This window comes from Affinirhizobium capsici (genome assembly GCF_977018625.1).
In genome coordinates, this window is the sequence record NZ_CDRNXD010000007.1 from 223158 (window position 1) to 243315 (window position 20158).

Genomic DNA, 20158 nt, shown 5'->3' on the forward strand with positions numbered 1-20158 from the left:
GCGAGGCGGCATCAAGCCGCCTGGATGATGGCGCGGTTTCGCCCAGCCGCCTTGGCTTGGTAAAGCGCATTGTCGACGACCTGAAGCAGCGTGACGCGGTCAAAGAGCCCGTCACCCGTCAATGCACCGCCCACACTAAGGCGAGCCTGCAGCTGCTTGCCCTGCACCACGAAGGGCGGATGAAAGGCCGCAACCAGTTCTTCCGCCAGTTTGGAAAGTATTTCCTTCGTCGCCACGCTCTCGATGAAGATAGCAAATTCATCGCCACCCATGCGCACCACGATGTCTCGATCCGAGAGGACAGCGCGGATACGATCTGCCGCCTGCTGCAATACGCTATCACCCACATCATGGCCAAACGTATCGTTGATGGTCTTGAAGCCATCCATATCGAGGTAAAGCACACCGAGGCTGGAGCGGGCAATGGAAGCCGCCTGTAACAGAGGATCAACCAGAACAGGCAGCGCGCCGCGATTATAAAAGCGGGTGAGCGGATCGGTCAGTGCCGCAAGCCGCAAATCCTGCTCGGCCAGTGTCATCTGGAAGTTAGCCCGTTGCAGCCTGAGCAGCGCCGAGGCAACCGCCGCGAACCGCATCAAACTATCGGCATCCACCGCATCAGCCGCCCGTGGTTCGCAATCCGAAATGCAAAACGTGCCGACGATCAGCCCCCGCTCCAGTTCCAGCGGTGCACCCGCATAGAAACGCAAGTGGGGCTCTCCCTTTACATAGGGCATGTCCGCCAGATCCGGCACGGCGCGCATATCTGGCACGACCAAAATTTTGCGGTTCATAACAACGCGATCGCACACGGAAATGTCGCGTGCAATTTCGGAGACCATGATTCCCGCCTGCGTGGCGATGCGTAGCCAGTCCTCATCCAGAATATGGATGGCGGCACGCTGAACGGCAAAAATCTGCTGACCGAGCTCCGCAAGTGCCTTCAGTTCCGATGTGGGACCAAAGCTTGCCGGGTGGATCGTACGGACGGCATCCAGCCGGTCCTGCTCATCTGGGTCACGACCGGCCATGCATTCCTTCCCGCAGACGTTCGTTTATTGATAGATACTCATAAATGTAGGGCGGGAGGCTATGCAAAATCAACCTTTCGCACGCGCGCTGTTTGGCAATTGCCGGAATATCGAAAAACTGCTAGGAACGGCGCATGGGATCAAAGTTCGGATGCCTTGCGAACCAGTTTATCGTGCTGCAGGACCACAAGCGTCTGCCGGCACGCTTCTTCGCGCGCATTTCCGGCGCTCTGAACAGCCGACTTCGGTGCGCCTGAGCACATTCGAAAGCGATCGGCGGCTGATGCAGCCGAGTTCATAAATCTCATATTTTCCAAGACCAAATGGATGGCAGCCATGAGCGCACCTCGTACTCTCTACGACAAGATCTGGGACGATCACGTCGTTTCCACTGATGAAACCGGCACCTGTCTTCTCTACATCGACCGTCACCTCGTTCACGAAGTGACGTCGCCGCAGGCTTTCGAAGGTCTGCGCATGGCCGGCCGCAAGGTGCGCGCGCCGGAAAAGACGCTGGCTGTGGTGGATCACAACGTTCCAACGACGCCTGACCGTCACATCGGCATCAAGAACGAAGAGAGCCGCGTGCAGGTTGAGGCGCTGGCCCAGAATGCCAAGGATTTCGGCGTCGAATATTATTCGGAAAAAGACAAGCGCCAGGGCATCGTGCACATCGTTGGTCCCGAACAGGGCTTCACGCTTCCAGGCATGACAATCGTCTGCGGCGACAGCCACACTTCCACGCACGGCGCATTCGGCGCTCTGGCGCATGGCATTGGCACGTCCGAAGTGGAGCATGTGCTGGCAACCCAGACGCTGGTGCAGAAAAAAGCCAAGAACATGCTGGTGCGTGTGGATGGCCAACTGCCGGACGGCGTGACCGCCAAGGACATCATTCTCGCCATCATTGGTGAAATCGGCACCGCTGGCGGCACGGGTCACGTCATTGAATTTGCGGGCGAAGCCATTCGTTCGCTCTCGATGGAAGGCCGAATGACCGTCTGCAACATGACGATTGAAGGCGGCGCACGCGCTGGCCTGATCGCCCCGGACGAAAAGACCTTCGAATACATCAAGGACAAGCCACGCGCGCCAAAGGGCAAGGCCTGGGACATGGCGCTCGACTACTGGAAGACGCTGCATTCTGACGAGGGCGCACATTACGATCGTGTCGTCGTTCTCGATGCGGCCAACCTGCCGCCCATCGTTTCCTGGGGTTCTTCGCCGGAAGACGTGATTTCGGTTGAGGGCGTCGTGCCGAACCCGGACGATATTGCCGATGAAACCAAGCGCACATCCAAGTGGCGTGCATTGGAATATATGGGCCTGAAGCCGGGTACGAAGATCACCGATATTGCGGTTGACCGCGTGTTCATCGGCTCATGCACCAATGGCCGCATTGAAGACCTGCGTGCTGCGGCCAAGGTTGTTGAAGGCCGCACGGTGGCTTCCACCGTTTCCGCCATGATCGTTCCGGGCTCCGGCATCGTAAAGGAACAGGCAGAGGCTGAAGGTCTCGACAAGATCTTCAAGGATGCCGGTTTTGAATGGCGCGAGCCGGGCTGCTCCATGTGCCTTGCCATGAACGACGACCGCCTGAAGCCGGGTGAGCGTTGCGCTTCCACATCCAACCGCAACTTCGAAGGCCGTCAGGGCTACAAGGGCCGCACGCACCTTGTTTCGCCTGCCATGGCGGCTGCTGCTGCAATCGAAGGCCACTTCGTCGATATTCGCAAGTGGAAGTAATTTCTGCATTGCCGTGAGGCTGTGCGTTCAGACCGCCGGACCCTTGGGTTCGGCGGTTTTTATTTGGCCGGAAGAAAGATTGACAGGAAGGTGAGCTGCTTCCTACTCTCCACGAGATACGCCACCGGTCCCGCCTCATGTTTATCCTGCATACTCTCTACTGCCTTCAGGTTCGGCTATGAGCCCGACCGTCATTGCGCTCGCGCTGACGGCGGCTGTCATGCATGCCAGCTGGAATGCCTTTCTGCGCTCCGGGGCTGATCGTCTCTGGTCGATTACGGTGATGGGCGTGACGGGGATTGCGGCCGCTTTGCCGCTGATGCTGTACTATCCGCTTCCGAGCCTGACGGGCTTTGGTTTTATTCTCACCTCGGCACTTTTGCAGGTGGCCTATAGCGTCTTCCTCGTTTTTGCCTACCGGTTAGGGGATTTGGGGCAGGTCTATCCCATCGTGCGCGGCTCCGTGCCGCTTCTGGTTTCCTTTGGCGGCTTCCTCATCACCGGGCAGGTTTTGACGGGCGGTCAGTTGATTGGCGTGGCGCTGGTGGCCATCGGCATCATGAGCCTTTCGATCGGGCGGCATCGTGCACCTTTAAGCTCCATTTTGTGGGCGCTGCTGACGGGTGTGATTATCGCGACCTATGCCACGGTGGATTCGAACGGCGTTCGCCACTTTGCCGACCCGAAAACCTATGCGGCCTGGGTTTTGTTCAGCTACGGCGTGGCACTGATTGTGGCCTATACGATCATGCGGGGGCCATTCCGCATGAATTTGGCCGATCGGGAATGCAAGAAGGCGCTTCTGGCCGGGGTTTTCGTGCTGATCGCCTATGGCGTGGTGATTATCGCCTATTCCCTGGGACCGGCAGGGCCGATTACGGCCATCCGCGAAACCAGCGTAGTATTTGCCATGATCATCGGCAGGCTGTTTCTTGGTGAAAAACTGACCGCCAAGCGGATTATCGCCTGCGTGATCGTGGCCGCCGGGGCGATTGCGATTGGGCGATAATATCAGACGAGACCCCGCGACCGTCTTGGATCGCGGGGTCTCGTTTCATGTCAATCAGACGGCAATCTTGCCGCCGCCGACCTTGGTGATGGCGACCACGGCGGGGCGCACCGGCATATCCGGCTTGAAATCCGGCCAGCGGGTGGAGAGATCTTCGTAATAGGACGGACGGCCATGGCCTTCCCAATCCTCACCGCCATCGCCCGGATGCTGAACGGCAACGAAGGCCGTCTCATCATCCGGCGTGAACAGGGGCCCACACATTTCCGCGCCAACCGGCACACGGAAGAACAGCTTGGAGGTGGCGCGGGCCGAACCTTCCGTATCGACCGCCCAGAGACCATCGGTACGGCCTGTCCCCTTCGGGCTATTGCCATCGGTGGCGACCCAGAGGCGACCGGCGCTATCCACCGCACAGTTATCTGGCATGCCGAACCAGCCATTCTTGGTGGTTTCTGTCGAGAAGGTTGCGCCGACCGCCGCGACTGACGGATCGCCACACTTCAACAGAACTTCCCATTTGCCAGCGGTGGAAGCAAAATCGTTATCGTTTTCGGCGATTTCGATGATGTGACCGAAGGCGTTTTCCGCACGCGGATTGGCGGCATTGACCTGATCCGCCTTTCGCTTGGTGTTGTTGGTCAACATGACATAGACCTTGCCGTTGACGCCGTTGGGCTGGATATCTTCCGGACGGTCCATCTTGGTGGCACCCAGAAGATCGCCCGCCTTGCGGGTTTCAATCAGCACATCCGCCTGGCTCTTGAAGCCGTTTTCCGCCGTGAGCGCGCCTTGGCCGTGCACCAGCGGCAGCCACTTCATGGAGCCATCTTCCTCGAACTTGGCGACATAGAGCGTGCCGTAATCGAGCAGGTCCATATTGGCCTTGCGGTCATTCGGGTTGAAGGTACCATCGGTGACGAACTTGTAGACGTAATCGAAGCGCTCGTCGTCACCGAGATAGAAGACGACCTTGCCGCTTTTCGAGACGATGCTCTCCGCACCTTCATGCTTGAAGCGGCCCAGGGCGGTGCGCTTCTTCGGCGTGGAGTTGGGGTCCATGGCATCCACTTCTACGATCCAGCCGAAGCGGTTCGGCTCGTTCGGCTCCTTGGAAAGATCGAAGCGGTCGTAGAAATTGCCCCATTCGTAGGAGCCTTCCGGCACGCCATAGCGCTTGTAATTGGAAGCTTCTGCATGGCCTTCCGGCAGCTTGCCCTGGAAGTAGCCGTGGAAGTTCTCTTCCGCCATGATGTAGGTGCCCCAGGGGGTGACCCCGCCCGCACAGTTGTTCAGCGTGCCGAAAACTTTTTTGCCGGTGGCATCGGCGGAGGTCTTCAAACGATCATGGCCAGCGGCAGGGCCAGTGATTTCCATGGCCGTGTTGGAGGTGATGCGGCGGTTCATCTTGCCATCAAGCACCGGCTGCCACTTGCCATCCACCTTGCGGATTTCGATGATCGTGCCGCCATGGGCCGCCATCTCCACATCCACCTGATCCTTGGAGAGCTTGCCCTGTTTGATCTTGCCATCGACCACCTGCACCAGGCCGGAGAACATGAGGTGCGGATTGGTGTATTCGTGGTTCACCACCAGAAGGCCGTGGGTGGAAGAGCCTTCCAGCGGGATAAAGCCAACGTAATCGTTGTTGTAGCCGAACTGCTTCGACTGCGCTTCCGCCGTCTGCTTCAACGGATCGAATTGTGGTGCACCCGGCAGGACCGCATCGCCCCAGCGAAGGAGCACATCGGCATTATAGCCTTCCGCCACATGGTGCTTGGCATCGACGCCTGCTTCGATCTCGTTGAAGTTAAAGGCAGAGCCAGACTTTCCAGCGGCGCGAGCCTCATCAGCGCTCATCAGCGCAACGGGACTTACGGTTGCGGCAATGGCAGAAACGGCAAGCGAGCCCTGCAAAAAGTTGCGGCGCGAGAAGCGCTTTGAAATGATTTCGCCCATGGTGGCGTTATCGCTGGCGTTGTGGCCTTCGCCATCAGCTTCTTCAAGCTGGGTTGTTGGGAAAGGCTTGTGCGTCATATGTTCGTTCATCGAACGGCCTCCAGTTTTTTGGCTATTTTGAGCCGTTCTAATCTAGAGGCCTCATATTTCAGTCGTGCGACAGTTTCTAGAAATCGGACCGTTACAAGACGCGTACACGCGTGCCCTTGCGGATGTGGGGAAGCAGGCGGCGCATATCCTTCACCGAAACGGCAACACAGCCAGCTGTCGGCTCATAACCTGGCCGGATAAGATGAAAGAAAATGGCTGATCCCCGGTAACGCGCCCGTGATCGCATGTTCCAATCGAGGACCAGACACACGTTATAAAGTCCATCCGCGCGGTACATTTCCTCATGGCTTGGCTTGAAAGGAGCGCGAACCAGACGGTTATAGGAAGCATGCCTCGGCTCGTCGCACCAAAGCATGTTCTTCCTGATTCGTTTCAGGCCGAGCGGTGTTTGGAGAGCAGGACCCTTGCCGCCCCGGACAAAGCCGCCCAGAACCTTCATTTCGGCAATGGGTGTCGCGCCATCTCCCTCCCTTTTTCGGCTGCTGCGACCGCTTCTGCCGATGGCGGCGGGCATGCGAACCGGGCCAAGCGCCACTACTGCACGCGAGCGGCTGACGGGGCTTTGATGCACCGTGATGATGTTGCCCTTGTTCTTGACCTTTTTCCCACCCATTTTGTCTCACATACAATTGCTTTGAATATGATTTGGATTGAAATCATAGCACGATGACAGTTGAATCGAAGCCTGCCGAGCACTCGGCATAACGTTTAGAAAGGCGAAGAGATCGATGGCAGCGCGGACGGTACTGCTGGTGGATGATGACAACGACCTGCGTGAGACGCTGGTCGAGCAGCTTTCGCTCTATGAGGAATTCAGCCTCCTGCAGGAAGCCACGGCGACCAAGGCGATAGCAACCGCCAAGGCAGCCCAAGTCGATCTTCTGATCATGGATGTCGGCCTTCCCGATATGGATGGCCGCGAAGCCGTGAAGCTGATGCGCAAGGGCGGCTTCAAGGCCCCGATCATCATGCTGACGGGCCATGACACTGATTCCGACACAATTCTGGGTCTTGAAGCTGGTGCCAATGATTATGTGACGAAACCTTTCCGCTTTGCGGTTCTGCTTGCCCGCATGCGTGCGCAGCTTCGCCAGTATGAGCAGAGCGAGGACGCGACCTTCACCGTTGGTCCTTACGTGTTCAAGCCAAGCCAGAAGCTTCTGACCACCGATGACGGCAAGAAAATCCGTCTGACGGAAAAGGAAGCCGCGATTATCCGCTATCTTTACCGCGCCGGTCAGAAAGTCGTCACACGGGATATTCTTCTTGAGGAAGTCTGGGGCTATAACTCCGGCGTTACGACCCATACACTGGAAACGCATGTCTACCGCCTGCGCCAGAAGATCGAGCGTGACCCTTCGAATGCCGAAATTCTGGTAACGGAAAACGGCGGCTACAAGATCGTACCGTAAAGGCAAAACCGCCGATGGCGCTTAGCGACGACATTCAGCTCCTGTCCCGGGTTCCGCTGTTTCAAGGCCTTGATGGCGACCAGCTTCGGCTGATCGCCTTTGGCGCGGAACGGCGTAACGTGCAAAAGGGGCAGGCCCTGTTTCGCGAGCACTCTCCGGCGGAGTGCGCCTTCGTGGTCGCCCGTGGGCGCATCGATCTCTACACCGAAGGCCGCGACGGTATTGCAGAACTGAAGGACCGTGCCGAACCCGGCACGCTCCTCTCAGAACTCGCGCTGGTGACCATGGTGGAACGCAAGTTCACCGCCATTGCCGCAGAAGATGGCGAGGTGGTGCGCATTCCGCGCACCCTCTTCCACCGTCTGCTGGAAGAATATCCGCAGGTGGCAGCCTTGCTGGAAGCCCGCATTCGCCAGAACATTCTGGATCTGGCGCGGGCAGCGACGGCGATGGCCGGGCGGTTCACTTAACCGCCGAATTGCCCCCATCAGCAAACAGTGCTGTACCCATGACGAAACTTGAAGCTGGTCCTGCCAGAAATAGAGCGGCTTGAGCTATTTCTTCCGGTTGAGCGATTCGCTTTGCCGCGTGAAGCCCGGCTGCCCAGTCCTTTTGTGCCTGATTGCCTGCCATGCCAGTATCCGTGCCGCCCGGCAAAAGGGCATTAGCGCGAATGTTCAGCGCTCCGTAATCTGCTGTGATGCCCTTGACCAGACCCATGAGACCAGCCTTGGCGGCAGCATAGGCCGACATGCCGGGCAGACCGAAACTTGTTCCGACAAAGCTGGACGTAAAAATGATGGACCCACCGCCACGCTTGAGCATGGGCGGAATTTGCGCACGGCTACCAAGAAAGGCGGCGGTGAGATTTGTTTCCAGTGTCGTGCGCCAATCATCAGGGGAGAGATCAGCCAATGGCTTGATGTCGCCCACCGTGCCTGCATTATTGAAGGCGATGTCGAGACCGCCGAAGGCGCTCAGTGCCTAGGCCACCATGGCGGACTGTGTAGCTTCGGATGCGACATCGCCGACAACCAACCGAACTCGACCGGATTGCTCCTCGATGAGGTGAGCAACCTCTTCCAGAGCCTCCTTCCGGCGTGCGTTCAGAATGAGCGAAGCACCTTCAGCGGCAAACAGAAGCGCCGCTGCCCGCCCGATGCCGGATGATGCGCCAGTGATGAGTGCCACCTTGCCTTGCAGAATTCCCATATCCGTCTCCTTTGCGTTGGAGACTGTTCATTAGGCAGGGAAATTTGGCTTCGACACCCGATTCTTGCCACAGGTGAAAGCTCAAAACCTGAACGTCGCAGTCACCGGCACATGGTCTGACGGGCGGTTCCAGCCGCGGGCTTCTTTCAGGATATCGATCTTTTCAAGGAAGGGGCCGAGATCGGGGGAGGACCAGATGTGGTCCAGCCTGCGGCCACGGTCTGCGGCTTCCCAATCCTTGGCGCGGTAGCTCCACCAGGTATAGAGCTTCTCAGAGGCGGGCACGTGCTGGCGCATCAGATCCAGCCAGCCGCCTTTTTTCATCACTTCGGTCAGCCCCTCGGTCTCGACCGGCGTGTGGCTGACGATTTTCAGCATCTGCTTGTGTGACCAGACATCGTGTTCCAGCGGTGCGATGTTGAGATCACCGACGAGGATGGAGGAAACACCCGGAGAGGAGGCTTTGAGCGCCTTCATTTCTTCCACGAAATCCAGCTTGTGGCCGAATTTGGGGTTCACGCTGCGGTCTGGCTCATCGCCACCGGCAGGCACGTAAAAATTATGGATGCGGATGCGGCGCGAGCCACGTTCGAAGATGGCCGAAATGTGCCGGGCATCGCCGACCCCACAGTAATCCTGACGATGATCTTCCGTCAGCGGCACTTTGGAGAGAATGGCAACGCCGTGATAGCCCTTCTGGCCATGCAGGATGATGTGCTCGTAGCCCATCTTCTGAAGCGGCTCGAGCGGGAATTCCTCAGCGCGGCACTTGATCTCCTGCAGGCAGAGAATGTCCGGCTTTTCGCGCACGATGAACTGTTCGACGATCGGCAGGCGCAAGCGAACCGAATTGATGTTCCAGGTGGTGACGGAAAAGCTCATGCGAAAAACCTCGGGCGTTTATGCGCCGAGGTTTAGGCCGTTTTGAGGGTTGAGGGCAAGGGCGTGAGCACTTGAGAGCGGATTAAGCCCCCTCTGGCTGCCGCCATATCCCCCACAAGGGGGGAGAAAACGTGTGGCGAGGTTTGCGCATAGCGCAGCCCGCCAGCACGAAGCCAGAATTTTCGATGGCGTGGCGAAAATGGTGGCGTCGAGAACCGGAGCGGAGCGTACTTAAATGTAGTCAAGCACCGGAAGCGCAGACGGCGCCATTTGCAGCCCGCCATCGGAAATTCTTAGAGCTTATGAACTTCGTTGTAGGGGATGGTGAATACCTTATCGTCGAAGCGAACGCCCGTCTGGACGTTGTAGATCATGACAGAGGTATCCTTGCCCTGCACATCGGTGATGGTCCACTGGCGCAGATCAAAGGTCTTTGGATCGAACATCATGGTGATGGTGGAATCGCCAAACACGGTCTTGTTGCCCAGCACGATGGTGACGAGATCGGACTCTTCCTTGACGTTACGCACCATCTGGTTCGACAGGTCGATCTTGTTGGCCAGCAGCAGGCTGAGCGGTGTTTTGGACAGTGGATAGATATCCCAGGTCTTCAGCTTGAGATTGCCGATTACCACATTATCGCCGTCGGAAATGACACGGATGGGCGACGGATCTTCAAAGTTGAACCGAAGCTTGCCGGGACGCTCGATGAAGAACTTGCCGCCGGTCTGTTCGCCGCGCGGGCCGAACTGCACGAATTCGCCTGTCATCGTTTTTACCGAGGAGAAGTGATCGGCAATTTTTTGCGCCGTGGCGGTGCTTTGCGCCAGTGCGGGAAACCCAACCAGCGCACCAGCGCCGAGACCCGCCAGACCCAGCATGATGTGGCGACGTTGCAGAGTAGCGGGGGACACTCGGGTCGACATGGTTGTTATTCTCCTTCACGCGGCGGTCTGGCACGCATCGTTCTGGCCGAAAAAGGCGGCGTCTCTGTGACGCCGTTATCCGGTAAAGTGCTTGGTGCCAATGACATTGTTGTCATGGACAGGAATTTCAAACCCGGCAACGGCAATATCCTCGCTCCGGTTCCCGAATGGCTGCTTCATCATCACCTTTCGATGATATCAGCCTCCGTCGGCACCAGTATCTCGCGTTTGCCCGCATGATTGGCGGGACCGATAATACCCTCCTGCTCCATGCGTTCGATCAGCGAGGCAGCGCGGTTATAACCGATACCCAGACGGCGCTGGATGTAGGAGGTGGAGGCTTTGCCGTCTCTGAGCACGATGGCAACCGCCTGATCATAGGGATCTTCCGAATCGGAAAGATTTGCCGTGCCAGCCGGACCGCCACCGCCTTCACCATCGTCGTCATCATCTGCGGTGATGGCATCGAGATATTGCGGTGAGCCTTGTGTCTTGAGGTAGGAGACAATTTCTTCCACCTCGTTATCCGAGACGAAGGGGCCGTGAACGCGCTGAATACGCCCGCCGCCCGCCATATAGAGCATATCGCCCATTCCGAGCAGTTGCTCGGCACCCTGCTCGCCCAGAATGGTGCGGCTATCGATCTTGGAGGTAACCTGGAAGGAAATTCGAGTGGGGAAGTTGGCCTTGATCGTGCCGGTAATGACATCGACCGACGGACGCTGGGTTGCCATGATGACATGGATGCCCGCCGCACGCGCCATCTGCGCCAGACGCTGCACCGCACCTTCGATATCCTTGCCCGCCACCATCATCAGGTCAGCCATTTCATCGATAATGACGACGATATAGGGGATGGGCTTCAGATCAAATTCTTCCGTCTCATACATGGCTTCGCCGGTCTGACGGTCAAAGCCGGTCTGCACGGTGCGGGTCAGCACCTCGCCCTTGGCAATGGCCTGTTCCACGCGGCTGTTGAAGCCATCGATGTTGCGCACACCGATCTTCGACATCTTCTTGTAGCGCTCTTCCATCTCGCGGACGGTCCATTTGAGCGCAACGACTGCCTTCTTTGGATCTGTGACGACAGGGGACAGGAGATGCGGGATACCGTCATAGACGGAAAGCTCGAGCATCTTCGGATCGATCATGATCAGGCGGCACTTCTCCGGCGACAGGCGATAGAGCAGCGACAGTATCATGGTGTTGATTGCAACCGATTTACCGGAACCCGTGGTCCCGGCGACCAGGAGATGCGGCATCTTGGCAAGATCGGCAATGACGGGTTCGCCGCCGATGGTTTTGCCCAGCGCCATGGCAAGCTTTGCCTTGCTGCTGTCGAAATCCTGGCTGCCGATCATTTCGCGCAGGTAAACGGTTTCGCGGGTTTGGTTCGGAAGCTCAATGCCGATGGCATTGCGACCGGGAACGACAGCGACACGCGCTGCAATGGCGCTCATGGAGCGGGCAATGTCATCCGCAAGACCGATGACGCGGGAGGACTTGATACCCGGCGCTGGCTCCAGCTCATACAGCGTGACGACCGGACCCGGACGCACATGGATGATCTCACCTTTCACACCGAAATCTTCCAGCACGCCTTCCAGCATACGGGCATTCTGCTCCAGCGCATCGGCAGAGAGCGTTGCATCGCGGGCCATGTGGCGAGGCTCTGCGAGAAGGTGGACGGAGGGAAGCTGGAAGCCTTCCGGATCGATGAAGGAGGACTGCGCCTCCCGCTGGACGCGCGCACCCGGACGCGGTGCGGAGGCAGGGGCGGAAACACGGGCAGAGCCACGCGGCGCACGAGCCGAAAATGCCGGCTCATCATCATCGTCGGCAAGAATACCAGCGGGACGGGCGGGCATATCATCCTCGTCCTCATCGTTGCCATCGGCAGCTAGCGACGGCGGCGCAATGCGACGGCGGGCGGCCATGACGCCGGACATGGAGCTATCCAGCGACGGCTCAAGCCGATCGCCGGCACGAACCTTCGCCCGAACCGGCTCATTCAGCTTGCCGAACTCATCCTCGTTGAAATCGTAGGGTGCCTCATAGGTGGCAGAGCGGCTGGCGCTTTTCGGGCCTAGACGGAACAGGCGGCGGAACCGCGCCTGCGTGATGTACCAGTAATGCGCCATGGCCCCGAAGGCCACGAAATTGCCGAAGCTGAAGCCTTCGTCATCCTCATCGAGATCGGCAGCCGTGAGGGCCTTGCGACGATTTGGTGCAAAGGGTTCGTCTTCGTCCTCTTCGATCTCTTCCTCTTCATTGCCGATGAGACCAGCGGCAAAGGCGAGGAAACCCGCCGTTGGCACTGCAAATACCACGCCCAGCGCCATGGCAAATACGCCTGTGGGATAGGTGCCGATGAAGAGCGCCGGAAAGCGCAGGATCATATCACCGATGACACCGCCAATGCCATTGGGAATGGGCCAGGTGAGCGGAGCGGGAAAACAGCCAAGCGTGGCCGAGCCCATGAAGGTGCCGACACCCCAGGCGGCGAGCCGCGCAGGCATACGCCGGATGCTGCGGCCAACGATGAGCGCCAAGGCCCAGGACAGGATGGGCAGGAGCGCCAGAATGCTGGCAAGACCCAAAAACTGCATCATCATGTCTGCAAAGACAGAGCCGGGAAAGCCGAGGAGATTGGTGGGCACATTATCCGTGGCATAAGAGAAGCTTGGATCGGCCACGTTCCAGGTGGCAAGTGCCGCGACGGCAACAGCCAAACCGATGAAGATGGCAAACCCCAATAGAGCCAGCACCTGCCGCATGATGAACGCGGCGAGGGCATGGCGTGTGGAATGGTGCGCCATGGCTGCCGATGTACTTCTGCCCATGATTTCTTGCCCGATGGTTCTGTTGCGGTCGATGGTGCAATGCGCAGCGGAAACCCCGCGCGGATTGCGCCTCATTATGGGAAAGCTAACCCGGCTCTGGTTAACGCGGCTTTAACCACGTCCGTGGAGCTAATATTTACTTCAAAATGAAAAAGCCCGGCTCTTTCGAACCGGGCAAGCAAGCGGAGGGAAATCCGCAATGGAAGGATGTGATGACGCCGCCCCGGTGAGAGGCGGCGAAATTCATCAGGAGTGGTAGGCCGCTTCGCCGTGGGAAGCGAGGTCGAGACCTTCGCGCTCGGCTTCAGCCGGAACACGCAAGCCAACGATCACGTCGACGATCTTGTAGAGGATCAGCGAACCGATGCCTGTCCAGGCAAGCGTTACCAGAACAGCCTTGATCTGAACGATGACCTGGCCACCCATGGTCTGCTCGCCCACATAGCCAACGCCGCCGAGCGAAGCGGATGCGAAGATGCCGGTTGCAATGGCACCGAACATGCCGCCTACGCCGTGAACGCCAAAGACGTCTGCCGTATCGTCATAGCCAAACTTGTTCTTCACCACGGAGACGAAGAAGTAGCAGAGCGGGGATACGATGACGCCCATGACGATGGCGCCCATGGGGCCGACGATACCGGCAGCAGGCGTAATTGCGACGAGGCCAGCGATCATGCCGGAAGCGGCACCGAGCATGGAGGACTTGCCGCGTGTGACGGCTTCCACGACGCACCATGACAGCGTTGCGGCGGCGGTGGCAACGAAGGTGTTGACGGTAGCCAGCATTGCGCCGCCGGACGCTTCCAGGTTGGAACCGGCGTTAAAGCCGAACCAGCCAACCCACAGCATGGCTGCACCGACATAGGTCAGCGTCATGGAGTGCGGCGCCATCATGTCCTTGCCGTAGCCGATACGCTTGCCAACCATGATGGCACCGATCAGGCCTGCAACACCGGCATTGATGTGAACAACCGTGCCGCCCGCAAAATCAAGCGCGCCCCAGCCGAAGATCAGGCCGTTGGCATCCCACACCATGTGTGCGACTGGGAGATAAACGAAGGTGACCCAGAGCACGCAGAAGAGAACAGCAGCCGAGAACTTGATGCGTTCCGCAAAGGCACCGACGATGAGCGCTGGCGTGATGGCCGCGAAGGTCATCTGGAACATCACGAAGATATATTCCGGAATGACGACACCCTTGGTGAAGGTTGCAGCCGTTGTGGTGGGATCGACGCCCGCCAGGAACATCTTGGCCGTGCCGCCGAAGAAGGCATTGGTCGCGCCACCGAAGGCAAACGAATAGCCGTAGATGACCCAGAGGATCATGGCAGCGCAGGCAACGACGGTGACCTGCATGAGGACGGACAGCATGTTCTTGGCGCGAACGAGGCCGCCATAAAACAGGCCGAGACCCGGAATGATCATGAACAGCACGAGAATGGTGCAGATGAACATGAAGGCCGAATCGCCCTTGGCAGGCGTTGGAGCAGCTTCTGCGGCAGCAGCAGCAGCGGGGGCTGCATCCTGGGCAAAGGCAATGACTGGCGCCAGAAGCGCTGTGGCGGCGGCACCGGCGCTGACAGCCATGGATTGGAACTTGTTGAACGACATGTAGAAAAACTCCCCTGGATCAGCGGTGCTTACAGCGCTTCAGTATTGGTTTCGCCGGTGCGAATGCGCACAGCCTGCTCGATCGAGTAAACAAAGATCTTGCCGTCGCCGATCTGGCCGGTCTTGGCGCTCGATGCGATTGCTTCAACGGCCTTCTCGACGAGATCGGAAGCCACTGCGATCTCGACCTTCAGCTTTGGCAGGAAGCTGACGGCATATTCCGTGCCACGGTAGATTTCGGTATGCCCCTTCTGGCGCCCGTAACCCTTGACCTCGGTTACGGTCAGGCCCTGGATGCCGACAGCCGTGAGAGCTTCACGCACCTCGTCCAGCTTGAATGGCTTGATAATGGCCATCACGATTTTCATGTGGTTTCCCGTCCTTTGTTATCGGCGAGCGCCGAACTCTCCTTGCCGCTGGCAGAAGCGTGCAGCAGCGACTGGCGCTTTACATTCAAAGGGCGTGCCAGATTCTGGCCACATTACTAAATGGTTGAAATTACGTATTTTTTACAAAATCGCGCAACGGAAATGCAAATGAGCGCCTTTTGGGCGCTCAATTTATGTGCAAAAATTTGCCAATGCTTAAATTTCACTCAGATGCTCGTTTGCGAATCAGGCCCTCTTGGGCAACCGATGCGACAAGCTCTCCTGAGCGGGTGTAGAGCGCACCCCGGGTCATGCCGCGCGCACCGGAGGAACTCGGGCTATCTTGCGTATAGAGCAGCCAATCATTGAGCTGACAGGGCCGGTGGAACCACATGGCATGATCGAGGCTGGCAGCCTGGATGCGCGGATCGAAAATGGTACGGCCATGGGGATAGAGCGAGGTATCGAGCAGGGTCATGTCGGAGAGATAGGCAAGGACCGCCGCCTGGAAGTGGCGATCATCCGGCACCGCACCGGTTGCCCGCACCCAGATGTGCTGCTCAGGCTTTAGCTTTTCTTCCGAGACATAGTGGACGAGGCTGACGGGCCTTACCTCGACAGGGCGCTTGCGACCCCAGTATTTCTTGACTGGCTCCGGCGCATGGGCGAGGAACATCTTCTGGAATTCTTCCTCTGGCATCAGCTGTTCCGGCTGTTTGACGTCAGGCATATCCACCTGATGGTCATAACCCGGCTCTTCGATCTGAAAAGAAGCCGACATCGCGAAAATGGCGCGGCCGTGCTGGATGCCGGTGACCCGACGCGTGGTGAAGCTCGAACCATCGCGCAAACGCTCCACCTGATAGACGATGGGAACCTTGGGATCGCCAGGCAGCAGAAAATATCCGTGAAGTGAGTGGACGAAACGATCATCTGCCGTGGTGCGCTGAGCGGCCATCAGGGCCTGCGCGATAACTTGCCCACCAAACACCCTTTGCCAGCCAATTTGCGGGCTTTCGCCCCGGAACAAATTCTCTTCCAGACGGTCTAGATCGAGCGTCTCGATCAACTGGTCCATGGGCTGCTCTGATGCCTGCGGCATTTTTAACTCTCTCCAACGGTAGGAAGCGGGCTGAGGTTGATCTATATGTCAGGATAAACATTCTCAAGGGCAGCAGGAGTTTAGCGATGCTGGATATGGTGATCGTCGGCGGCGGATATGTCGGCCTTGCAGTTGCAGTCGCCACGAAACAGGCAGCCCCGCACCTTTCCATCGAGGTTGTCGAAGCCGCGCCGGAGAGCGTTTGGCAAAAGGACGAGCGCGCCTCCGCCATCATTGCCGCCGCCACCCGCATGCTGGATGTGCTGGGCGTGTGGCAGGAAATCCTGCCTGAAGCACAGCCCATCAACCGGATGATCGTGACCGATTCCCGCACCGCAGACCCCGTGCGCCCGGTATTCCTGACCTTTGACGGCGATGTGGAAGAAGGCCGTCCTTTCGCGCATATGGTGCCGAATGTTGCCATGGTGCGGGCGTTGCGCGGCGCATGCGAACAAATGGGCATTTCCATCCGCCATGGCGTATCGGCAACCGGCTTCAATGCCGGGCCGACCTCGGCCATACTGACCCTTTCCAATGGCGACACGCTGGAAAGCCGCCTTGTGGTTGCCTGCGATGGTGTTCGCTCCAAGCTGCGCGATATGGCGGGCATTAAGACCGTGCGCTGGGAATATGGCCAATCTGGCATTGTAACGACGGTTGAACATGAGCGTCCGCATGAAGGCTGTGCTGAGGAACATTTCCTGCCGTCTGGCCCATTTGCCATTTTGCCGCTCACGGGAAACCGCTCATCTCTCGTGTGGACGGAACGCACAGCGGATGCTGACCGGCTGGTCGCTTCCGACGATCTGATTTTCGAAGAAGAACTTCAGCGCCGATTTGGCCACAAGCTTGGTGCGTTAACAGTGATCGGTGGGAAAAAAGCCTTCCCACTCGGCCTCACACTTTCCCGCGCTTTCGTATCGCCACGCCTTGCGCTGGCCGGTGACGCCGCCCACGGCATCCACCCCATTTCCGGCCAGGGATTGAACCTCGGCTTCAAGGATGTGGCAGCATTGGCGGAAACCATTGTCGAGGCAGACCGGCTGGGCCTCGACATCGGTGCGCTTAACATTCTGGAGCGTTATCAGGCTTGGCGGCGCTTCGACACCTTCCGCATGGGTGTGACCACCGATGTATTGAACCGTCTGTTCTCCAATGATATCGGCCCGCTGCGCATGGCACGCGATCTGGGCCTTGGACTGGTGGAACGCCTGCCGAAGCTGAAAAACTACTTTATTCAGGAAGCAGCTGGCACCAAGGCCCCCAACAATCCGCGCCTGCTTCAGGGCGAGACAATCTGAGGCTTTGCCTCAATCCTCGATACGACGAGCCTCTGAGACCAGCATGATGGGAATGCCATCGCGGATGGGATAAGCCAGGCGTGCCGTTTCGGAAATCAGCTCGTTGGTCTCGCGGCTATAGACGAGCCGTGTCTTGCCGAGAGGGCAGACGAGAAGATCGAGTAGCTTCGGATCGACCTTGGCGAGATTTTCATCCATCGCAACGCCTATTGGAGAATGGTGTCGGAATCGCCAAAATCACGCGCCAGCAGAATTTCGGTAATGGCAATCAATGTTTCGGCACGGGTTTTCAGGTCCGGGGCTTCGAGCAAAGCCTGTTTTTCAGCAGGGCCGAAGGGTGACATCATGGAGAGCGAATTGACCAGTGTTCGATTGCCAGCACGCTCCACGCTTTCCCAATCGGCCTCGAGCTTGTTGGCATCAAGATAGGCCTTGAAGACGCGCAGCAATTCCTGCCGATCAACAGAGGTTTCGTCATCCTCTGCTGAAAGGTCGCTCATGAATGGCATGATATTGACAGTGCGATAGGGATGGCCCTCGCCAACTTCTTCCATCAGGCGAAAGCGGCAGACGCCGCTGAGCGAAAGGATGTAGCGGCCGTCACCGGTTTCCGCAAATGACGTGATCCGCCCAAGACAGCCGACAGAACTCAATGCAGGGCGCATGCCCTCACCTGCCTCGCCCAGAACAGGCTGCACGATGCCGATCAGCCGATCTCCGGCCAGAGCAGCATCGAACATGGCAAGATAACGTGGTTCGAAGACATTGAGTGGCAATTGGCCACCGGGCAGCAGCAATGCACCCGTGAGCGGAAAAACGGGAACCGCTTCCGGCAAATCCTCGCGCTTGACATATCTGGCGTTACCCACATGCATCGACGTACCCACCCTCAACGCTTTTCCACTATGTGGAGCGGCCACACTCTTTCACAAGAGTAGAGCCGCACTCATCGTCTTCTCAGGAGAAGAGAATAGAAGACAGCTTGCGCCGCGCCGCAATCGTGGCCGGGTCCTTCACGCCCCAGGCCTCGAAGAATTCAAGCAACTGACGCCGCGCACCATCGTCATCAAAGGTGCGGTCCTTCTTCATGATGTAGAGAAGGTGATCGGCTGCCTCATCGCGCTTGCCTTCCACATTGCGGATTTTGGCCAGTTTGATGCGTGTTTCGTGATTGTCAGGATTGACGGACAAGTCCTGCTCGAAGACTGCCGGATCACCCAGCTTGCGAGCCTCAGCCATCTGCTGAAGTTTTAGGGAAACAGCCTGGATTTCAGGCTGCGAGGCGATCTCTTCCGGCAGGGACTCCAGCATCTGCTGCGCACGATCGGCATGGCCGAGTGTGACGAGGCATTCGATCATGCCAGCCGCTGCCTTCGCGTTTTCAGGATCGGCCTGAAGCACGGCCGCATAAAGCTGGGCGGCACCATCCACATCGCCTGCGGACAACAGGCCCTTGGCCTCTTCCAGCACCGATTCGATTTCCGCTGCCTCATCTGCACCAGCGGGACCCGCAATCTTGTCGATGAACTGGCGGATCTGGCTTTCGGGCACCGCCCCCATGAAACCATCCATGGGACGACCGTTGACGAAGGCAATGACCGCCGGGATGGACTGAATGCCAAGCTGGCCGGGAATGGATGGGTGATCGTCAATGTTGAGCTTGACCAGCTTTACACGGCCTTTGCCCTCATTGATGACCTTTTCGAGAACAGGAGTTAGCTGCTTGCAGGGCCCGCACCAAGGAGCCCAAAAATCCACCAGAACCGGCTGGTGGCGTGATTCCTCCATCACATCCCTGGCGAATGCGGCGGTCGTCGTGTCCTTGATGAGATCGCCCCCTGAGACTGATGCAGTTGCGGAGCCCGCGGAGGCAGATGCTGATGCAGAGCCGGAGGCAGATGCTGATGCGTAACTCATCGTGCCGCTCATCTGGCTTCCATAACCGCTGCTGTACGGATTGTTTGGACCGCTCATGGATGTCTCCCCGGGGCTTTGTGCCTGTTCGTTTGCTACTCGCAAAGATCGTATGTCAGTCCGTCACTTTCAAGACAAGCGGCTCATGTCCCGTCGCCTTCAGGAACCGCACCAGATCATCCCTCCCGATGGAGGTGGTCGCATCGTTGGTTAGAGGGTGACCATTGATGATGTCATGGCGCATCAGATCTTCATCCAGCACGAAGGTGACCTGGTTGCCGGTATCGTTGATGGCCCCGAAAACCGTAACGGAACCCGGAACAACGCCAAGATATTCCAGCATTTTTTCCGGGCTGCCAAAGGAAACACGGCTCGATGCGCCGATGATCTTGTGCACCTGCTTTAAGTCGACGCTGGCACGCTCTTCCACCGTAATGACGAAGAAGCGATCCTTCTTGTCTTTCACGAAGAGATTCTTGGTGTGCCCGCCGGGAATTTCATCCCGCAGGCTTTCCGATTCAGCCACCGTGAAAACCGGCGGATGCGACTTGGTGCCGTGGTTGATCTTAAGCTCATCCAGATAGGCGAAGAGTTCGTCCTTGGTCTTTGCAGGTAAGGTCATGTGCAGTTCCGCGTTTCATGTGAGGAGGTGCCGATACGGCACCTGTGAGGGTTGGAAAACATAGACCATTCCTCTTGGCCCGGTTCAACAGCCAGCGGCATCGAACCAT

General features: G+C 58.1%; 18 protein-coding genes and 1 pseudogene. 5 read left to right on the forward strand and 14 right to left on the reverse strand.

Going from position 1 to position 20158, the window contains the following annotated elements; translation table 11 throughout:
• Window positions 1-11 precede the first annotated feature (11 nt).
• Complete coding sequence (locus AC0JZ1_RS19290) at window positions 12-1031, reverse strand: sensor domain-containing diguanylate cyclase (protein WP_471884062.1); 1020 nt, start codon at window positions 1029-1031, stop codon at window positions 12-14.
• A gap of 336 nt (window positions 1032-1367) precedes the next feature.
• Between AC0JZ1_RS19290 and leuC the strand changes: the two genes are divergently transcribed.
• Window positions 1368-2777, forward strand: a complete 1410-nt coding sequence (leuC, locus tag AC0JZ1_RS19295; RefSeq protein WP_471884063.1) for a 3-isopropylmalate dehydratase large subunit — start codon at window positions 1368-1370, stop codon at window positions 2775-2777.
• A gap of 178 nt (window positions 2778-2955) precedes the next feature.
• A complete protein-coding gene (locus AC0JZ1_RS19300) occupies window positions 2956-3786 on the forward strand; it encodes an EamA family transporter (RefSeq protein WP_471884064.1) in 831 nt (276 codons plus the stop codon).
• A 54-nt stretch (window positions 3787-3840) separates the two neighbouring features.
• Here the strand turns inward: AC0JZ1_RS19300 and AC0JZ1_RS19305 are convergent, their stop codons facing one another.
• Window positions 3841-5835 (reverse strand): PhoX family protein, encoded by a 1995-nt coding sequence (locus AC0JZ1_RS19305; RefSeq protein WP_471884065.1) that lies wholly within the window; start codon window positions 5833-5835, stop codon window positions 3841-3843.
• A 91-nt stretch (window positions 5836-5926) separates the two neighbouring features.
• On the reverse strand, window positions 5927-6469 hold the full coding sequence (locus tag AC0JZ1_RS19310; RefSeq protein WP_471884066.1) for a L,D-transpeptidase family protein: 543 nt from the start codon (window positions 6467-6469) through the stop codon (window positions 5927-5929).
• A 115-nt stretch (window positions 6470-6584) separates the two neighbouring features.
• Between AC0JZ1_RS19310 and AC0JZ1_RS19315 the strand changes: the two genes are divergently transcribed.
• Both AC0JZ1_RS19315 and AC0JZ1_RS19320 read left to right on the forward strand, forming a co-directional pair.
• Window positions 6585-7268 carry a response regulator transcription factor gene (locus AC0JZ1_RS19315; protein ID WP_471884067.1) on the forward strand — a complete coding sequence of 228 codons (684 nt, stop codon included), beginning with the start codon at window positions 6585-6587 and terminating at the stop codon, window positions 7266-7268.
• Between the two features lie 14 nt (window positions 7269-7282).
• On the forward strand, window positions 7283-7738 hold the full coding sequence (locus AC0JZ1_RS19320; protein WP_471884068.1) for a cyclic nucleotide-binding domain-containing protein: 456 nt from the start codon (window positions 7283-7285) through the stop codon (window positions 7736-7738).
• Here the strand turns inward: AC0JZ1_RS19320 and AC0JZ1_RS19325 are convergent.
• The 7 genes and pseudogenes from AC0JZ1_RS19325 to tesB all read right to left on the reverse strand — a co-directional run bounded on the left by AC0JZ1_RS19325 (window position 7731) and on the right by tesB (window position 16212).
• Window positions 7731-8480: pseudogene (locus AC0JZ1_RS19325) on the reverse strand (SDR family oxidoreductase). The gene AC0JZ1_RS19320 and the pseudogene AC0JZ1_RS19325 overlap by 8 nt on opposite strands.
• 81 nt (window positions 8481-8561) lie before the next feature.
• Window positions 8562-9362, reverse strand: a complete 801-nt coding sequence (locus AC0JZ1_RS19330; RefSeq protein ID WP_471884069.1) for an exodeoxyribonuclease III — start codon at window positions 9360-9362, stop codon at window positions 8562-8564.
• Between the two features lie 293 nt (window positions 9363-9655).
• Window positions 9656-10243, reverse strand: coding sequence for an outer membrane lipoprotein carrier protein LolA (locus AC0JZ1_RS19335; protein WP_471884187.1), 588 nt, complete (start codon window positions 10241-10243; stop codon window positions 9656-9658).
• Between the two features lie 227 nt (window positions 10244-10470).
• On the reverse strand, window positions 10471-13131 hold the full coding sequence (locus AC0JZ1_RS19340; protein ID WP_471884070.1) for an FtsK/SpoIIIE family DNA translocase: 2661 nt from the start codon (window positions 13129-13131) through the stop codon (window positions 10471-10473).
• Window positions 13132-13377: 246 nt separating this feature from the next.
• Window positions 13378-14742 carry an ammonium transporter gene (locus AC0JZ1_RS19345; RefSeq protein ID WP_471884071.1) on the reverse strand — a complete coding sequence of 455 codons (1365 nt, stop codon included), beginning with the start codon at window positions 14740-14742 and terminating at the stop codon, window positions 13378-13380.
• A 29-nt stretch (window positions 14743-14771) separates the two neighbouring features.
• Entirely contained in the window at window positions 14772-15110 is a 339-nt protein-coding gene (locus tag AC0JZ1_RS19350) for a P-II family nitrogen regulator (protein WP_471884072.1), read from the reverse strand.
• Between the two features lie 223 nt (window positions 15111-15333).
• Window positions 15334-16212 carry an acyl-CoA thioesterase II gene (gene tesB / locus AC0JZ1_RS19355; protein WP_471884073.1) on the reverse strand — a complete coding sequence of 293 codons (879 nt, stop codon included), beginning with the start codon at window positions 16210-16212 and terminating at the stop codon, window positions 15334-15336.
• An 86-nt stretch (window positions 16213-16298) separates the two neighbouring features.
• Here tesB and AC0JZ1_RS19360 point away from each other — a divergent pair, with 86 nt between their 5' ends.
• Window positions 16299-17513, forward strand: coding sequence for a ubiquinone biosynthesis hydroxylase (locus AC0JZ1_RS19360; protein ID WP_471884074.1), 1215 nt, complete (start codon window positions 16299-16301; stop codon window positions 17511-17513).
• A 9-nt stretch (window positions 17514-17522) separates the two neighbouring features.
• Here the strand turns inward: AC0JZ1_RS19360 and AC0JZ1_RS19365 are convergent, their stop codons facing one another.
• The 4 genes from AC0JZ1_RS19365 to AC0JZ1_RS19380 form a co-directional block, all read right to left on the reverse strand.
• Window positions 17523-17711, reverse strand: coding sequence for a Trm112 family protein (locus tag AC0JZ1_RS19365; RefSeq protein WP_377401723.1), 189 nt, complete (start codon window positions 17709-17711; stop codon window positions 17523-17525).
• A gap of 8 nt (window positions 17712-17719) precedes the next feature.
• Window positions 17720-18388, reverse strand: coding sequence for an LON peptidase substrate-binding domain-containing protein (locus AC0JZ1_RS19370; RefSeq protein ID WP_471884075.1), 669 nt, complete (start codon window positions 18386-18388; stop codon window positions 17720-17722).
• 82 nt (window positions 18389-18470) lie between these two features.
• Entirely contained in the window at window positions 18471-19487 is a 1017-nt protein-coding gene (gene trxA, locus AC0JZ1_RS19375; protein ID WP_471884076.1) for a thioredoxin, read from the reverse strand.
• A 55-nt stretch (window positions 19488-19542) separates the two neighbouring features.
• Window positions 19543-20049 carry a prolyl-tRNA synthetase associated domain-containing protein gene (locus AC0JZ1_RS19380; RefSeq protein ID WP_471884077.1) on the reverse strand — a complete coding sequence of 169 codons (507 nt, stop codon included), beginning with the start codon at window positions 20047-20049 and terminating at the stop codon, window positions 19543-19545.
• Between the last annotated feature and the right edge of the window lie 109 nt (window positions 20050-20158).

Excerpts from the sequence above, each read along its gene's own strand:
- leuC (WP_471884063.1), top strand. The coding sequence starts at position 1,368 with ATGAGCGCACCTCGTACTCTCTACGACAAGATCTGGGACGATCACGTC.
- AC0JZ1_RS19370 (WP_471884075.1), bottom strand. The coding sequence starts at position 18,388 with ATGCATGTGGGTAACGCCAGATATGTCAAGCGCGAGGATTTGCCGGAA.
- AC0JZ1_RS19360 (WP_471884074.1), top strand. The coding sequence starts at position 16,299 with ATGCTGGATATGGTGATCGTCGGCGGCGGATATGTCGGCCTTGCAGTT.
- AC0JZ1_RS19310 (WP_471884066.1), bottom strand. The coding sequence starts at position 6,469 with ATGGGTGGGAAAAAGGTCAAGAACAAGGGCAACATCATCACGGTGCAT.
- AC0JZ1_RS19300 (WP_471884064.1), top strand. The coding sequence starts at position 2,956 with ATGAGCCCGACCGTCATTGCGCTCGCGCTGACGGCGGCTGTCATGCAT.
- AC0JZ1_RS19365 (WP_377401723.1), bottom strand. The coding sequence starts at position 17,711 with ATGGATGAAAATCTCGCCAAGGTCGATCCGAAGCTACTCGATCTTCTC.
- AC0JZ1_RS19350 (WP_471884072.1), bottom strand. The coding sequence starts at position 15,110 with ATGAAAATCGTGATGGCCATTATCAAGCCATTCAAGCTGGACGAGGTG.
- AC0JZ1_RS19330 (WP_471884069.1), bottom strand. The coding sequence starts at position 9,362 with ATGAGCTTTTCCGTCACCACCTGGAACATCAATTCGGTTCGCTTGCGC.
- AC0JZ1_RS19290 (WP_471884062.1), bottom strand. The coding sequence starts at position 1,031 with ATGGCCGGTCGTGACCCAGATGAGCAGGACCGGCTGGATGCCGTCCGT.
- AC0JZ1_RS19345 (WP_471884071.1), bottom strand. The coding sequence starts at position 14,742 with ATGTCGTTCAACAAGTTCCAATCCATGGCTGTCAGCGCCGGTGCCGCC.
- AC0JZ1_RS19380 (WP_471884077.1), bottom strand. The coding sequence starts at position 20,049 with ATGACCTTACCTGCAAAGACCAAGGACGAACTCTTCGCCTATCTGGAT.
- AC0JZ1_RS19340 (WP_471884070.1), bottom strand. The coding sequence starts at position 13,131 with ATGGGCAGAAGTACATCGGCAGCCATGGCGCACCATTCCACACGCCAT.
- AC0JZ1_RS19320 (WP_471884068.1), top strand. The coding sequence starts at position 7,283 with ATGGCGCTTAGCGACGACATTCAGCTCCTGTCCCGGGTTCCGCTGTTT.
- AC0JZ1_RS19335 (WP_471884187.1), bottom strand. The coding sequence starts at position 10,243 with ATGCTGGGTCTGGCGGGTCTCGGCGCTGGTGCGCTGGTTGGGTTTCCC.
- AC0JZ1_RS19305 (WP_471884065.1), bottom strand. The coding sequence starts at position 5,835 with ATGAACGAACATATGACGCACAAGCCTTTCCCAACAACCCAGCTTGAA.
- AC0JZ1_RS19315 (WP_471884067.1), top strand. The coding sequence starts at position 6,585 with ATGGCAGCGCGGACGGTACTGCTGGTGGATGATGACAACGACCTGCGT.
- tesB (WP_471884073.1), bottom strand. The coding sequence starts at position 16,212 with ATGCCGCAGGCATCAGAGCAGCCCATGGACCAGTTGATCGAGACGCTC.
- trxA (WP_471884076.1), bottom strand. The coding sequence starts at position 19,487 with ATGAGCGGTCCAAACAATCCGTACAGCAGCGGTTATGGAAGCCAGATG.